This is a genomic window from Cupriavidus sp. SHE (genome assembly GCF_000812445.1).
In the GTDB taxonomy this organism is placed as follows: Bacteria; Pseudomonadota; Gammaproteobacteria; order Burkholderiales; family Burkholderiaceae; genus Cupriavidus; species Cupriavidus metallidurans.
Map to the genome: position 1 here is coordinate 21,154 of NZ_JWMB01000002.1, position 14,297 is coordinate 35,450.

The 14,297-nt window shown below is 65.6% G+C and carries 12 protein-coding genes and 1 pseudogene; 6 read left to right on the plus strand and 7 right to left on the minus strand.

The window, feature by feature from the left end; translation table 11 throughout:
- Window positions 1-59 precede the first annotated feature (59 nt).
- The 4 genes from RN01_RS00540 (at window position 60) to RN01_RS00555 (ending at window position 4,375) form a co-directional block, all read left to right on the plus strand.
- On the plus strand, window positions 60-1,361 hold the full coding sequence (locus tag RN01_RS00540; protein ID WP_017511596.1) for an MFS transporter: 1,302 nt from the start codon (window positions 60-62) through the stop codon (window positions 1,359-1,361).
- Between the two features lie 97 nt (window positions 1,362-1,458).
- Window positions 1,459-2,187 carry an aspartate/glutamate racemase family protein gene (locus RN01_RS00545; RefSeq protein ID WP_017511595.1) on the plus strand — a complete coding sequence of 243 codons (729 nt, stop codon included), beginning with the start codon at window positions 1,459-1,461 and terminating at the stop codon, window positions 2,185-2,187.
- A gap of 25 nt (window positions 2,188-2,212) precedes the next feature.
- Window positions 2,213-3,631, plus strand: coding sequence for a dihydropyrimidinase (hydA, locus tag RN01_RS00550; protein ID WP_024568965.1), 1,419 nt, complete (start codon window positions 2,213-2,215; stop codon window positions 3,629-3,631).
- Window positions 3,632-3,637: 6 nt separating this feature from the next.
- A complete protein-coding gene (locus RN01_RS00555) occupies window positions 3,638-4,375 on the plus strand; it encodes an aspartate/glutamate racemase family protein (RefSeq protein ID WP_024568966.1) in 738 nt (245 codons plus the stop codon).
- A gap of 71 nt (window positions 4,376-4,446) precedes the next feature.
- Here RN01_RS00555 and RN01_RS00560 read toward each other — a convergent pair whose 3' ends face one another.
- The 6 genes from RN01_RS00560 to RN01_RS00585 all read right to left on the minus strand — a co-directional run bounded on the left by RN01_RS00560 (window position 4,447) and on the right by RN01_RS00585 (window position 9,260).
- On the minus strand, window positions 4,447-4,887 hold the full coding sequence (locus tag RN01_RS00560) for a MarR family winged helix-turn-helix transcriptional regulator (protein WP_024568967.1): 441 nt from the start codon (window positions 4,885-4,887) through the stop codon (window positions 4,447-4,449).
- Window positions 4,888-5,099: 212 nt separating this feature from the next.
- Window positions 5,100-5,855 (minus strand): DUF4410 domain-containing protein, encoded by a 756-nt coding sequence (locus RN01_RS00565; RefSeq protein WP_017512591.1) that lies wholly within the window; start codon window positions 5,853-5,855, stop codon window positions 5,100-5,102.
- A gap of 123 nt (window positions 5,856-5,978) precedes the next feature.
- Window positions 5,979-7,292 carry an ATP-binding protein gene (locus RN01_RS00570; protein ID WP_017512592.1) on the minus strand — a complete coding sequence of 438 codons (1,314 nt, stop codon included), beginning with the start codon at window positions 7,290-7,292 and terminating at the stop codon, window positions 5,979-5,981.
- A complete protein-coding gene (locus RN01_RS00575) occupies window positions 7,292-8,005 on the minus strand; it encodes a response regulator (protein WP_024568968.1) in 714 nt (237 codons plus the stop codon). Before RN01_RS00575 ends, RN01_RS00570 begins: the two co-directional genes overlap by 1 nt.
- Window positions 8,006-8,023: 18 nt before the next feature.
- Window positions 8,024-8,326 (minus strand): hypothetical protein, encoded by a 303-nt coding sequence (locus tag RN01_RS00580; RefSeq protein ID WP_111733786.1) that lies wholly within the window; start codon window positions 8,324-8,326, stop codon window positions 8,024-8,026.
- Between the two features lie 70 nt (window positions 8,327-8,396).
- On the minus strand, window positions 8,397-9,260 hold the full coding sequence (locus tag RN01_RS00585; RefSeq protein WP_017512594.1) for a hypothetical protein: 864 nt from the start codon (window positions 9,258-9,260) through the stop codon (window positions 8,397-8,399).
- Between the two features lie 251 nt (window positions 9,261-9,511).
- On the opposite strand from RN01_RS00585, the gene RN01_RS00590 reads away from it, so the two are divergent.
- Together RN01_RS00590 and RN01_RS00595 are read left to right on the plus strand one after the other, a co-directional pair.
- Entirely contained in the window at window positions 9,512-10,435 is a 924-nt protein-coding gene (locus RN01_RS00590) for a sterol desaturase family protein (protein ID WP_017512595.1), read from the plus strand.
- Between the two features lie 105 nt (window positions 10,436-10,540).
- Window positions 10,541-11,329 (plus strand): annotated as a pseudogene (locus RN01_RS00595) (YoaK family protein); the annotation flags it as partial.
- Between the two features lie 42 nt (window positions 11,330-11,371).
- On the opposite strand, the gene RN01_RS00600 reads toward RN01_RS00595, so the two are convergent.
- Window positions 11,372-14,293, minus strand: a complete 2,922-nt coding sequence (locus RN01_RS00600; protein ID WP_024568969.1) for an HD domain-containing phosphohydrolase — start codon at window positions 14,291-14,293, stop codon at window positions 11,372-11,374.
- Window positions 14,294-14,297: the final 4 nt, after the last annotated feature.

The window sequence follows — 14,297 nt, forward strand, 5'->3', positions numbered from 1 at the left end:
GCGCGACACACTAAACCAAACGCCTCATCGAAGGCACCAAGGACAAGGAGACACCCGTCATGCAATCCACAAGCCCCGCCGCGGCCTCGCTCGCGGTTCCCCGCAGCAGCGTGCGATGGAAGATCTTCCTGATGATGCTGCTCCTCGTGGCAATCAACTACATCGACCGCGCATCGCTGTCGGTGGCCATGCCGCTGATCGCGAAGGAATTCGACCTGAGTCCCGCCATGCAGGGGCTGATCCTGAGTTCGTTCTTCTGGACCTATGCCGTCATGCAGGTGCCGGGCGGCATGCTGGCCGACAAGTACAAGCCGCGCATCGTGATCGCTACGGCCACCGTGTTCTGGGGCGCGTTCCAGGCGCTGGCGGCGGTCTGCACCAATGCCACCTCGCTGCTGCTGACGCGGCTGGGGCTCGGCGCTGCGGAAGCGCCGATCTACCCGGCCGGCGGCAAGCTCAATGCCATCTGGATGACGAAGAACGAACGCGGTCGTGGCGCCACGCTGCTCGACGGCGGCGCGCCGCTGGGCGCGGCACTTGGCTCGCTCATCATTGCCGGGCTGATCAGCGAACTGGGCTCGTGGCGCCTGTCGTTCGTGGTGGCCGGCGTTGGCACGGTGCTGGCCGGCTTCGTGGCATGGTGGTACATCCGCAACTCGCCGCGCGAACACCTGGGCGTGAATGAACAGGAAGCCCGCCATATCGAGGACGCGCTTGCCCTGGAGCACAGCGAGGAGCCGACCAACCTGAGCGGCCGTTCGCTGGACTTCTTCAAGTACCGCTCGGTCTGGTGCATGGCCATCAGCTGGATGTGCTTCAACGCCGTGTTCTACGGCCTGCTGACCTGGATGCCCACCTACCTGAGCAAGGCCCGCGGCTTCGACCTGAAGCAGATGGGCGGTGCGAGCTTCATCATCTTCTTCGCCGGATTCGTCGGCGAGCTGCTCGGCGGCTGGATCGCCGACAAGTGGAAGGAAGCCGGCGGACGCCCGAACGTGGTGATGCGCACACTGTTCGGCATCGCCGCGGTGGTGGCTACGGTGTCGATCTTCTCGGTCGCCTACGTCACCGACCCCGTAGCGGTCGTGGTGCTGCTGTCCTCCACCCTGTTCTTCCTGCGCTGGTGCGGCCTGTTCTGGTCCGTGCCGTCGATGCTGGGCACCCGCAACAAGGTAGGTTTCCTCGGCGGCGTGATGAACCTGGGCGGCAACATCGCCGGCATCAGCGTGCCGATCATCGTCGGCCTGATCGTCCAGGCCACCGGCTCGTACTTCCTGGCACTGATGTTCTTTGCCGCCTGCGGCATCGGCCTGCTGCTGGCGTCGACCAACATCGACTACGAAAAGAAAATTCCGGTCTGACGGTACCGCCGCAGCGCTGGAACCCCAAATTCCCACACGCACACAGAGGCGCCGCCTTGCGGACGGCGCCCGTTTGAACTCCTGAGTAATACCCATCATGACCAGACAGATTCGCCTCGGCATGCTCACGCCGTCCTCCAACACCGCGCTCGAACCCATCACCAGCGCGATGGTCAGCGGCCTGCCCAATGTCAGCGCGCATTTCTCGCGCTTCACCGTGACCGAGATTTCGCTGCGCGATCAGGCGCTCGGCCAGTTCGATCTGGAGAAGATCCTTGCTGCCGCTCGCCTGCTGGCCGATGCCCGCGTGGACGTCATCGCGTGGAACGGCACGTCGTCGGGCTGGCTCGGCTTCGACAAGGATGAAGCGCTGTGCCGCCAGATCACCGAGGCCACGGGCATCCCCGCCACCACCTCCGTGCTGGCCCTGAACGAAATCCTGGAAAAGACCGGCGCACGCCGCTTCGGCCTGGCCACGCCGTACCTGCAGGATGTGCAGGAGCGCATCGTCGCCAACTACCAGCGCAGCGGTTTCGACTGTTCGGCGGAGCGCCACCTGGGATTGCATGTGAACTACAGCTTCGCCGAAGTGGACGAGGACACCGTCCGCAAGATGGTGCGCGAGCTGGCCGCCGAAAAGCCACAGGCCATCACCACGTTCTGCACCAACCTGCGTGCCGCGCATCTGGTGGAAGCGCTCGAGGCCGAGACCGGCATCCCGGTCTACGACACGATCGCCACCGTGGTGTGGAAGTCGCTGCGTCTGGCCGGTGTTGATACCCGCGCGCTGCAGGGCTGGGGCCGCCTGTTCCGCGAAGTCGAATGACCGGCAACCCCTCGGAGTGACGACCATGCCCGCAGACAACAATCTCGACCTAGTGATCCGCAATGCCGACGTGGTCACCGCCTCCGACCGCTACCGTTGCGACATTGGCGTGCGCGGCGGCCGCATCGTGGCACTTGGCCACGACCTGCCGCCGGCTGCCAGCGAAGTCGACGCCACCGGCCTGCTGGCCTTGCCCGGCGGCGTGGACGGCCACTGCCACCTGGACCAACCGATGCCCGACGGCATGCGCATGGCCGATGACTTCTTCACCGGCACGCGCGCGGCTGCGTGCGGCGGCACGACCACCGTGATCCCGTTCGCCGCGCAGGAGAAAGGCGCGTCGCTCAAGGCGGCCGTGGACGACTATCACCGCCGCGCCGATGGCCGCGCCGTGATCGACTACGCGTTCCACCTGATCGTGGCGGACCCCACCCCCGCCGTGCTGGAGGACGAACTGCCGTCACTGATCCGCCAGGGCTATAGCTCCTTCAAGGTCTACATGACCTATGACGACCTCAAGCTGTCGGACCGCGAGATGCTGTCCGTGCTCGACGTGGCGCGGCAAAACAATGCGCTGGTGATGGTGCACGCCGAGAATGCCGACTGCATCTCGTGGCTGACCGACAAGCTCGTGGGACAAGGCCGCATCGCGCCGCGCTTCCACGCGCTGGCGCGCCCCGATGCCGTCGAACGCGAGGCCACGCATCGCGCCATCACGTTCGCGGAACTGGTGGACGTGCCGATCCTGATCGTGCACGTCTCCGGCAAGGAAGCCATCGAGCAGATCCGCTGGGCGCAGGGTCGTGGCATGAAGATACTGGCGGAGACCTGCCCGCAGTACCTGTACCTGACCGCCGAGGACATGGGCATGGGCGGCGACGACGGCTACGAAGGCGCGAAGTGCGTTTGCAGCCCGCCGCCACGCGACCCGGAGAACCAGGCCGCCGTCTGGCGCGCGCTGACCAATGGTGTGTTCAGCGTGTTCTCGTCGGACCATGCGCCGTTCAACTACGACGATCCGGAAGGCAAGAAGCTGGGTGGCACGGCACAGCCGTTCGACCACATCCCCAATGGCGTGCCGGGAATCGAAACCCGCCTGCCGTTGCTGTTCGACGGCGTGGCGCGCGGCAAGCTCTCGCTGCACCAGTTCGTGGAACTCACGTCGTACCGCCCCGCCAAGATCTACGGACTCTACCCGCGCAAGGGCACGATTGCTGTCGGCGCCGATGCGGACATCGTGCTCTGGGACCCCACGCGCAAGGTGCGCATCGCCAACGCCAACCTGCACCACGCGGTGGACTACACGCCGTATGAAGGCATCGAGGTCACCGGCTGGCCGATGACTACCTTCTCGCGCGGCGAACTGATCGTGCGCAATGGCGAGTACCTGGAGCCTGCGGCCGGCCGCGGCAAGTTCCTCGAAGCTGGACAACCCGAGATCTGATTCGCCATGAACCTGCTCATCGTCAACCCGAATATCAGTGAGTCGGTCACCGACCTGATTCACGCCGAAGCCCAGCGCACTGCGTCGCCGGACACCCGCATCACGATGGCAACCGCCCCGTTCGGCGTGGCCTATATCGAAACGCGCTTTGAAGCACTGGTGGGTGGCTATGCCACCGCCTGCGCCGCCGCCGAGCACGCGGGCCAGTTCGACGGTCTGATCGTGGCCGCGTTTGGCGACCCCGGCCTGGCCGGTCTGAAGGAGTTGTTCGACGTGCCCGTGGTAGGCATGACGGAAGCCGCGCTGACCAGCGCCTGCCTGTTGGGGCAGCGTTTCTCCATCATCGCGATTTCACACCGCATTCAGGCGTGGTATCGCGAATGCGTGGCGGCCAATGGCCTGGGCGACCGGCTGGCCAGCATCCGCTCATTGCAGGAACCGCTGCGCGATATTGGCAGCGTGCAGGAAGACCACTCGGCACGTCTGGAAGAACTCGCGCTGCAAGCTGTGCGCGAGGACGGCGCTGACGTGATCATCGTGGCCGGCGCGCCGCTGGCCGGACTGGCCCGCTCGCTCAAGGGCCGTATTCCGGTACCGGTGGTGGACGGCGTCAGCAGCGCCGTGCGGCATTGCGAATCGCTGGTGGCGCTGCAAGCCGGCAGCGCGCGAGAGGGCAGCTTTGCGCGCCCACCGCGCAAACCCAACGCGGGGCTGCCGCCTGCGTTGACGCGCCTGCTCGATTAAGCCGCCGCTCGCGGGAAGGGGGAAGGGGGAAGCGGCACCCGCCGCTCACCCCAGCGAATCGCTGGTCCGGCCTAGTCGGAATCGGTGAATTTGCGCAGCAGCCGCAGGAACTCGCAGAACTCCTCCGTGGAGAAATCGCGCAGCCGGTGGTTGAGCACTTCGGGCGCGATCTCGGGAATGCGGGCCGCCACTTCCCTGCCCTTGTCCGTCAGGAGCAGATGAATCACCCGCCGGTCCTCGATGCTGCGCTGGCGCTGTAGCAGTCCCCGGCTCTCGAGCTTGTCGAGCATCCGCGTCATCAGGCCGGTATCGATCCCAAGCACCTTGCTGATCTCGAACGGCGTGGTGGCCACGCCGCGCGTCAGCGACAGCAGGATACCCATCTGCTGGCCCGTGATGTCGAGTGGCCGCAGTGCGGCATCCATCTCCATCAACAGGATGTTGCGTGCCCGGTTGAGATGGAATCCGATGCTTTGCGTGAGGTGGAAGTTTTCGGAGGAGTAGTGTTTCACGGCTTCGCGGCACCTTGACCCGTTCGTGAAACGCCAATGTATCTGATGCGCCAGGTCGAGAAAAGCCTTTTGGCGGGTACCGGCCTCATCCATTGCCTGGAAGCAGAAATCGGGCAGAGCTGGCGGGATTGCCCTGGCAGCCCTGTCTTCCCCTGTCTCTCAAGAGTCACCGCACTATCCGGCGAGCCTGCGCCCGGCAGGCCCACCGACGCTCAAACGGTCTTCGACAGCTTCTCCACCACGCCAGCCACCTGCTTCGCGACAGCGTCGCCCACGCGCCTGGCCTCCGCCGAGATGCTGTCGCGCATCATCTCCGTCGCCCCATGCACACCCGCACCAGTCGCGGCGGCGGTCGTCAGCGCGCCAGCGGCGGCTCCGATGCCTGCGGTCTCCGCAATTCCGGGCATATGGCCACTGTTGGCGCTGGTCTGGAACAACTCGACCGGCACCGGCGTGCCGTGCGCGGGTTGATAGAACACCTGCACCGACGCCGACACATCGCTCTTGCCCGCGCCAAGGCCGATCAGCATCCGGCGACGCGACTTGCCTTCGTCGATCTTGTCAAAGCGGCCCTCGACGATCAGCGCGTTGGCATCAGTCGGCACCGGGCCGTCGATACGCTCGGCATGCAAGCCCTTGGCCCGCAGATCGCTCACGATTTCGTCGGCTACCGCATTGCGTGCATCGAGCGCGGTCTGGTCCTGCGAGAGCGCGCCGGCATTGCCAGTCGCCATGGCCTTGACACGGTGCATCACGTTGTCATCGACACGTACCTGGTTCGCGTTCACGTCGAAGCCGCGCACGTAGATCACATCGGCCGACACGTGGGCCAGCGTGGCCGGCACGGATGCGTCGGAAATCATCGTGGTCGCGGAAGCGCAACCGGCCATCAGCATCGAGGTAGCCGCGAAAGCGGCGAGGGTCAGGCGGCTGGCGTTACGCTGGATGGATTGAAATACGGTCTGCATGTCGAAGTCCTGCTAGTGGGTCTGCTAATGGATCTATTTGGGGGCGGCGTGGTTTCGGCGCCGGCAGACCCAGTATCGGATGCGGCCATGCAACAGGCCAGGCAAGAACTATTTCATTCAATGTCATACGGGCAACGACACCACCACTTCCAGTCCACCGCCCTCGCGCGGACGGAACGCGAGTGATCCGCCGTGCAGTCGCGCGATTCGCTCGACAATGGCCAGCCCGAGCCCCGTGCCGCCCGAGTGCCCGCGCGCATTGTCGCCGCGGCTGAACGGCGCGCGCAGTTGTTCGAGCTCGGCCACGCTGATACCAATGCCACGATCGCAAACGGCAACATGTGCGGCGCCGCCTTCCTTCCATGTGCGCACCATCAGTCCCGTACGGCCATAGTTGATGGCGTTCTGCATCAGGTTCATCAACAGGCGCAACATGCTCGTCGGGCGATACGACACCGGCGGCAGATCGCCGAGATCGAGTTCGAATTCATGGCCGAGCCCGGCGAAGTCGGACGCAAGCTGGCGCACCAGCGCATTGAGGTCACCCGGCTGCGGCGCCTCGCGTTCGCCACTGCCCGCATAGTCCATGAACTGCTGGAGGATCGTGTCAATGCGATCGAGGTAGCCTTCGACCGATCCCACGAATGCATCATCCGTCCCGCGCGGCAATGCCATCGCCATCGCCAGACGCAACTTGGTCAGCGGCGTGCGGATGTCGTGCGAAATACCGGCCAGCATCAGCGCGCGCGTCTTTTCGGTCTGCTGCAGGGCTTCGGTCATGCGATTGAACGCACTGCTGACCTGCGATATCTCGGTCGGCCCATCGGTGGGCAGCGGCGCGGGCGTCTCTCCGGCGCTGACGTGCAACGCCGCGCGCGCCAGGTCCTGTAATGGCCGGTTGATATGCCGCTGGATCAGGTATCCGGTCAGCGCCGCCAGCAGCCCGAGCGCCGCGGAAAGCGCAATGGCGGCCGTGATGCCGCTGGCCTGCGCATCGGCGTTCATCGGCAAGGCCACCCACGTTGGCACCCCGGCTGCGCGAATGCGGATCCAGAGCCGCTCGTTGTCGCCCGCATCCTGCCATTGCACCGGCATATCGGGCGGCAGGGCCTTGTGCAGCTCGTCCATAAACACGTCGCGCTGCCAGGTGCGGAACGGATGAAGCACCCGCGCATCCATCACATCGTCCACTGCCGGCGCGTCCGTCTGACCGCCCAGACGCGCCACGGCCACTCTGGCTTCTTCGGGCGGCATGGCCGCCATCACGCCATCGAGCATCGACACATAGTGCGCGAACACCGTCGCGGCGCGCTCCACGCGCGGGCGTTGCGCGAAGTGCAGCAGCACCGCCAGCGAACACACCTGCGTGAACGCCACCAGCGCCACCAGCAGCGCGATGTTGCGAGCCAGCAGCGAGCGCGGCAGTCCGATCCGCATCACGCGTCCACGCCGGCTACCAGCATGTATCCCACGCCCCAAACCGTCTTGATGAAGCGCGGTTTGGACGGATCTTCCTCGACGATCTGGCGCAGCCTCAGAATCTGCACGTCGATGCTGCGATCGAGCGCATCATGATCGCGTCCGCGCGCGCGGGCCAACAGGTTCTCGCGACTGACCGGCCGGTTTGGCGACGCGCCCAGCGCCTGGAGCAGCAGCATCTGGGCAGAGTGCACTTCCACCGGCACCCCCGCACGCGTCAGCGTCTGCTTGCCGACATCGAAGCGGAACTCGCCAAAGCTCAGCATCTGGGAAGCCACGGTGGGATCGCCGGCGGCGATCTTCTGGCGGCGCAGCAACGCACGGATGCGGGCCACCAGTTCGTCGGGCAGGAACGGCTTGGCCAGATAGTCGTCCGCGCCGGTATCGAGCCCGATCACGCGATCGGCTGGATCGCCCTTGGCGGTCAGCATCAGGATGGGCATCGTCTGGCCCTCGGCGCGGAGCCTGCGGCAGACCGAGAGGCCATCCTCGGGCTCCATCATCAGATCGAGCACGAGCAGGTCGTACGGTTCGCGCTGCAGGTAGCGATTGAGCTGTTTGCCGTCCGCCACCGCGCGCACGTGAAAGCCATGCCCGGTCAGGAAGCGCTGCAGCATATTGCGCAACTCCGCCTCATCATCGAGCACGATTATCCGGTTCACCTGCTCCATGCCGCGTCTCCCATGCGTTCAGCGAGCCGACATCCGTTGGGCCATGAAAATCTCGATCTGCCGCAGCGTCACATAGCCGGCGCGCTGCTTGTCGATCTCGTCGAAATGCTTCGCCACCATCGGCATACCGGCAGCCGCCTGCGCGCGGGTCAGTTTGCCGTCATGCGTGGTGTTCGCGTTCGCGAAGCGGGCCTGCAATTGCTGCGCCGCCGCTTCGGCGTGCTCGATACGGTCGCCGCCCGCGGCACCGCCCATCGCCATCAACCGGCTCTGCGCATGCGCGCCTGCCGAAACAATACACAAGATAAGTACTGCCATCATCTTCTTCACGATCTACTCCGTGGATGCAAAAGTTGGGAAATCAATCTGGACCGGTGCGCACCGGTGCACGTCAGGCCCAGTGCGCGGGCACGTAGACGCGGCCGACCCAATGGGCCGGTACCCAGACAGCCACACGCGGCGGCGCCACATAGACTGGCAGCGGTGCCTTGGCCATGACCACGACGGCCGGAGGCGGCGGCGCGACATAGACGGGCGCGGCGGGCGGCGGGGGAGGCGGCGCCACCGGCACCGTTGCCACGACTGCCACCGGAGGCGGCGGCACATACGCCACTGGCGCGGCGCCGACCACGACCGTGCCACCGGTCGACACCACGCTGCCATGCACGACCGTCGCGCCACCGCCGGTGGTCACCACGCCGGACGACACGCGCGTGGCGCTGCCGGCGTGGGTGACGGTGCCGCCATAGCTGCCACTTACCGTTCCGGAGCGATCGCAGGTGCCGCCTGCACAGGCCGTCGATGCCGCGTGGTTGTAGGTGTTGCCATTGCCGGCCGTCACGGTGCCGGACGAGCTGTATTGGCCCGGCGCCTCGCGGGTGACGCTGCCGCTGGTGGTGGCGCTACGGCCGTTGGCGCCAGTCATGTCGCCGCTGTGCGAGCAGGTACCGCTCGCGCAACTGGTGCTGCCATCGTGCTGCACCGAACGGCCGTTCGGTCCCACCGCCGTGCCGGCGTTCGAGAACTGGCCGGGCGCGGTGCGGGTAACCGTGCCGGTGTTGGTGGCCAGGCCACCGTAGGGGCCAACCACGCCACCGGCGTGCGAGCAGCTTCCACCACCGCACGATCCGAAGTGGGCGCCGTTATAGGTGCCGCGTGGCGTATAGGCCGTACCGTGGCCGGTCCAGGCGGATGCGGACGTGCTGGCCAGCAGGAGCAGTACGCCGGTGGCGGCGATCCGGGTGCGTGAAATCATCTTGAAGTCCTTTCGATTCGGTGCGCTGCAACACGACCTGGCGTGTCGACGGGCCGAACTATAGGACGACGATCCACGGGCGTCGCCCCGGAAATCATGTCGGGAAATGTCAAGGCCAGCCGCGTGACATTGGGCGAAATAATTCCCTAATGGATTCCCGGATCGCCCGCCGCTAGAGTTGCCTCACCGACGCGGCACAACCGCGCCCCGCACTGAATCCACCGAACACACAGATTTCACCGAGGTTCACCATGGTCATCACTGGCAAGTTTGCGATGTACGTCACCGCGTTCGTCGTCACCGTCTCGCTGATCGAGGCATTCGTCCTGTGGCGCAAGCGTCGCGACGGCGTCAAACCGTTCTCCTGGAACGAGGTCTGGCTGTCTTTGGCCGACCTGGCCGGACGCAAGCTGTCGGTGCTGCTGCCGCTCTCGCTGGCCGCGCCGATTTTCTCGTTCGCCTGGGATCACCGCCTGTTCACGGTCACGCTGAACAGCGCGCTGGCTGTCTTCCTGCTCTTCGTCGGCCAGGAGTTCTGCTACTACTGGTACCACCGTGCCGCGCACCGCATCCGCTTCTTCTGGGCCACGCACGCCGTGCATCACTCCCCCAACCAGCTCACGCTGACGTCCGCATACCGGCTGGGCTGGACCGGCAAGCTCACCGGCAGCGCCGTGTTCTTCGCGCCGCTGGTCCTGCTCGGCGTGCGTCCCGAAGTGGTGCTGGCCACGCTTTCGCTCAACCTGCTCTACCAGTTCTGGCTGCATAACGACTGGATGCCCAAGCTCGGCTGGCTCGAATACGTGTTCAACACGCCGTCGGCCCACCGCGTCCATCACGCGTCGAACATCGACTACCTCGATGCCAACTTCGGTGGCGTGCTGATCATCTTCGACCGTATGTTCGGCACCTATGTGGAAGAGCGCGCCGACGAACCATGCCGCTATGGACTGGTCCATCCGTCCACCACGCACAACCCGATCGTCAACCAGTTCGAGCACTGGGTCAGCCTGGGCCGGGACATGGCCTCCGCCTCGAAGCTCTGGCACGCCGCCGCGTACCTGATCATGCCGCCGGGCTGGGCGCCCGATGGCAAGGGCACCACCACCGAGATCCTGCGCCGCCAGCAAGAGGAACTGCGGCAGGCCGGATGGCAGCGGCCGGGCGTTGCCTAGGTGCTTAAAACGCCGGGCCAGAGCACGGAATCCCTCGGAGGGCTCGCGGCCCGGTGAGCAGTGGTCGTATGATGAATGCCTTCGCCATACCCTGCCCTTACGACCATGCCGATCGGGTTCCTGCGCAGTCTGACCGCCCGTCACCGTAACCCGGTCTCCAATCGCCGCCTGGCGCGCGTATTGTGTTTCGTGGCCGGCGCGGCCAACGCGGGCGGTTTTCTTGCAGTGCAGCAATACACGTCCCACATGTCCGGCATCGTCTCCGCCATTGCGGACGACCTGGTGCTGCAGCGATACGGGCTGGTGGTGCACGGCATCGGCGCACTGGCGTCGTTCCTGGCCGGGGCGGGCACCACGGCGATCCTGGTCAACTGGGCGAGAAGAGCCCGCCTGCGCAGCGAATACGCGATTCCGTTACTGGTCGAAGCCACCCTGCTGCTCTGCTTCGGGCTGCTGGGCAGCCATCTCAACGACATGGACTGGCTGTTCGTGCCGGCCACCGTGATGCTGCTTTGCTTCATGATGGGCCTGCAGAACGCCCTGATCACCAAACTCTCCAACGCCGAGATCCGTACCACGCACGTGACCGGCATGGTGACTGACATCGGCATCGAACTGGGCAAGCTGTTCTACTGGAACGCCGCGGTGCGCCCCAACAGCCGGCCGGTCATGGCCGATCGCCACAAGCTGCGTCTGCTCACGGTGCTGGTCGGCATGTTCCTGGTGGGTGGCATCGTCGGCGCGCAGGCGTTCAGCACGCTCGGCTACGCCGCCACGCTGCCGCTGGCCGCGCTGCTGCTCATCGTGGCCATCATCCCGGTTGCCGACGATCTGCTGACACGATTGCTGCTGCGCGTCCACCGCGCCGATTCCGCGCGCCGCGCGCGGCGATGGGGCGCGCGGGGCAGGTAACGCCATGGGCTGGCGGTGCCCCGATCAGGCGGCATCGACGTAGTCTTCCGTATCCACCTCGTCGATCTGCGCGGGGTCCAGATAGCGCTGCGCGTACTCGCGATAGACGCCGGACGTCAGGAACAGGTCGAACAGCTCGCCATCGATGTGCTGCTGCGCTTTGAGCCGGGCCATGATGCTGATCGACTCCGAGAGCGTCTTGGCCTTCTTGTAGGGCCGATCCGCGGCGGTCAGCGCCTCGAAGATATCGGCAATCGCCATCATCCTGGCCAGCGGGCTCATCTGATTGCGCGTCAGCCCGCGTGGATAGCCGGTACCGTCCATCTTTTCGTGATGCCCGCCGGCAATCTCCGGCACATTGCGTAGATGCTTCGGGAACGGCAGGCGTGACAGCATGATCTGCGTCTGCACGATGTGGTCTTCCACCTTGTAGCGTTCTTCCTCGCTCAGCGTGCCGCGCCCGATCGTCAGATTATGTATTTCGCCGTGGTCGTAGAGATAGCGCGGCACCTTGCGCTTGAAGCCCCACGGATTGTCCGGCGGCATGACATCGCGCGCCCCGCGCTCGATGCGATGATCGTCGCGATCGGCCAGCAGTCGCTCCTGCGTCGGCAATGCGCGGGCGGGCGAACGGCACTTGCGCGCGAACTCCTCGTGCGAGACGCCGAGCCGATCGTCTAGCGTCCGCGTCCAGGTGCGGGCGGCGATCTGCCGCAGTCGGTCCTTGTCTTCCTGCGACATGGCCTCGCCGCCCTGATTGCATGCGGCGACGAAAGCAAAGTCGTTGTCGAGCCGCACGATCTCCGCATCGCGCCGCGCCTGCGCGATCGGCAACGGCTCTCCCGCGGCAATGGATTGCAGGCACTGAATCTCGGCATCGCGCTTGAGTACCTCGAAGCGCATGCGTACTTCGTGAATCCGGTCGTACAGCGTTTCCAGCTTGGTCGCCTTGTCGATCACGAATTCGGGCGTCGTCACCTTGCCGCAGTCGTGCAGCCAGGCGGCCACGTGCAGTTCCTCCCACTGCTGTTCGCTGAGCTGGAAGGACTGATAGGGGCCCTGGGTGACCTCGCACGCCGCCCGGGCCAGCATCTTGGTCAGCTCCGGCACGCGCGCGCAGTGACCACCGGTATGCGGGCTCTTGGCGTCGATCGCATCCGCCAGCAGCCGGATGAATGCATCGAACAGGTCGCGCTGGGCAGCGCTCAGTTCACGGACTTCCAGCGCGCCAGCGGACAGGCCGGCGATCGTATCGACGAAGGCAAGCTGCGCCGTCTGAAGCGGGGTGTCGCGCATCACCAGCACGACGCCCGGGCATTCGTGTCGATGATTGATCAGCGGAATTGCGGCCACGAAACAAGGCATGCCCGAAGCCAGCGGGCCAAGCTTTGCCTGAGCCGCCTCGGCAGCCGCCACGTAGCCCGTTTGCGACACACCATCACGCACCGCCGCCCCGATCAACGACAGCGCCTCCGGCAACGGCGCGGCCCCGATCTCCTGAACGATGTCACGCCCCTGCGCATCGAACGCGGCGGCGGGACGGGCGGTGTCGCCATCGATCAGATACAGCACGCCCGCCTGCCCCGCTGCGGCGTCCTGCATCTTGTGCAACAGCAGGGGCAGCAGCTTCTCGAGCTGTGATTCGGCGGTGACGGCCCGCATGATGATGAGCAACTGCTGGATGGTGTTGCGCATCTTGTCCATCGTTTCGCCCAGCCGATTGACCTCGCGCACCGGCGACCAGAAACGGAACGGCTGGTCGAAATCGAAGCGGCGGATGGCCTCGGCCTCATCGGTCAACTGACACAGCGGGCGGGCCACCGCGCGCGCGACCAGCCACATCAGCGGCAAGGACAGCAGGACGACCAGTGCGGTGGCAAATATTCCGACGCTCGCCTGCCGGGTCGCGTCCCTCAGCAATTCATCCTGCGGCGTGGCCATCACCAGGTAAAGCGTGCCAACGCCGCCGCTCATACGGCCGATACTGGTGTACCAGCCCTTGCCATCCAGCGTCGTCAGTTCGTTGCGGACGGCGGCCTCGCTGCCGCTCGCCACCTTTGCCGCAAGGCTGGACAGCACCGGCAGCCCGTAATCTTCCGGCTTGCCCAGCAGGCCCGTGCGCATGGCGTCTGGCGCCGACATCCATTCCGGGGGACTCCGGTCGATGGCGACCAGTTGCCCCTGCGCATTCAGGACGGCCAGTACCGATCCGGGTGTGGTTCTGTCTCGCGCGAGCGCCTGCCCCAGCGTGTCGAGCCGGAAGTCGCCACCGGCAACGGCACTACCGGCGCGCGTTGGCACGGCAATCGTCTCCCCGGCCTGGTAGTCGGAAAAGAACATGTACGGTTCGGTCCGAACCAGCTTGCCCGCCGCGATGGCCTCCATATACCAGGGGCGTTTCCTTGGGTCGTATCGCTTCACGAAATCTGGCGTCGGGCGCCTGGCAAGCTCGTTCAGGTCCGTGTCGAGGAAAATCAGTTGGCCAAATGCTGCCCCTGCGTCATGGTCGATGCTCTGGATCACGTAGGCCGAGCGTGCGGGCGCCTGGTATGGCCCGCGCTCGGCGTCATCGCGCACGCGGCGTACGTAGAAGAAACTGCCATCGGCATAGCCCAGGAACAGGGACTGCAGAACCGGCGATGTGCCAAGCGCATCGCGGACCAGCGCAACACGTGCCATGCGCTGCGCGAGGGTGGTGGCCTCGCCCAGTGAGCTGTGGCTGACGAGGGTGACCGCGGCCTGGGTCGGCAGCACCATGTCCTCGACTTTCTCCAGCATCTCGCGACTGATGCGCTCGTTGGCATCGGCCATCGCATGTTCCAGCGCCGACTTCGTCATCAGGTAGTTGACGCCGCAAGCCACCGCGCCAACCAGCAGCACCAGAACGGCGAACGGCGCCCAGATGTAAGCGTGGAGCGGAAAACCTCTTCGTGTTGCCGGTGGCATACAG

Coding starts and splice junctions, on each gene's coding strand:
- RN01_RS00540 (WP_017511596.1), top strand. CDS start 60: ATGCAATCCACAAGCCCCGCCGCGGCCTCGCTCGCGGTTCCCCGCAGC.
- RN01_RS00545 (WP_017511595.1), top strand. CDS start 1,459: ATGACCAGACAGATTCGCCTCGGCATGCTCACGCCGTCCTCCAACACC.
- hydA (WP_024568965.1), top strand. CDS start 2,213: ATGCCCGCAGACAACAATCTCGACCTAGTGATCCGCAATGCCGACGTG.
- RN01_RS00555 (WP_024568966.1), top strand. CDS start 3,638: ATGAACCTGCTCATCGTCAACCCGAATATCAGTGAGTCGGTCACCGAC.
- RN01_RS00565 (WP_017512591.1), bottom strand. CDS start 5,855: ATGCAGACCGTATTTCAATCCATCCAGCGTAACGCCAGCCGCCTGACC.
- RN01_RS00570 (WP_017512592.1), bottom strand. CDS start 7,292: ATGCGGATCGGACTGCCGCGCTCGCTGCTGGCTCGCAACATCGCGCTG.
- RN01_RS00575 (WP_024568968.1), bottom strand. CDS start 8,005: ATGGAGCAGGTGAACCGGATAATCGTGCTCGATGATGAGGCGGAGTTG.
- RN01_RS00580 (WP_111733786.1), bottom strand. CDS start 8,326: ATGATGGCAGTACTTATCTTGTGTATTGTTTCGGCAGGCGCGCATGCG.
- RN01_RS00585 (WP_017512594.1), bottom strand. CDS start 9,260: ATGATTTCACGCACCCGGATCGCCGCCACCGGCGTACTGCTCCTGCTG.
- RN01_RS00590 (WP_017512595.1), top strand. CDS start 9,512: ATGGTCATCACTGGCAAGTTTGCGATGTACGTCACCGCGTTCGTCGTC.
- RN01_RS00600 (WP_024568969.1), bottom strand. CDS start 14,293: ATGCCACCGGCAACACGAAGAGGTTTTCCGCTCCACGCTTACATCTGG.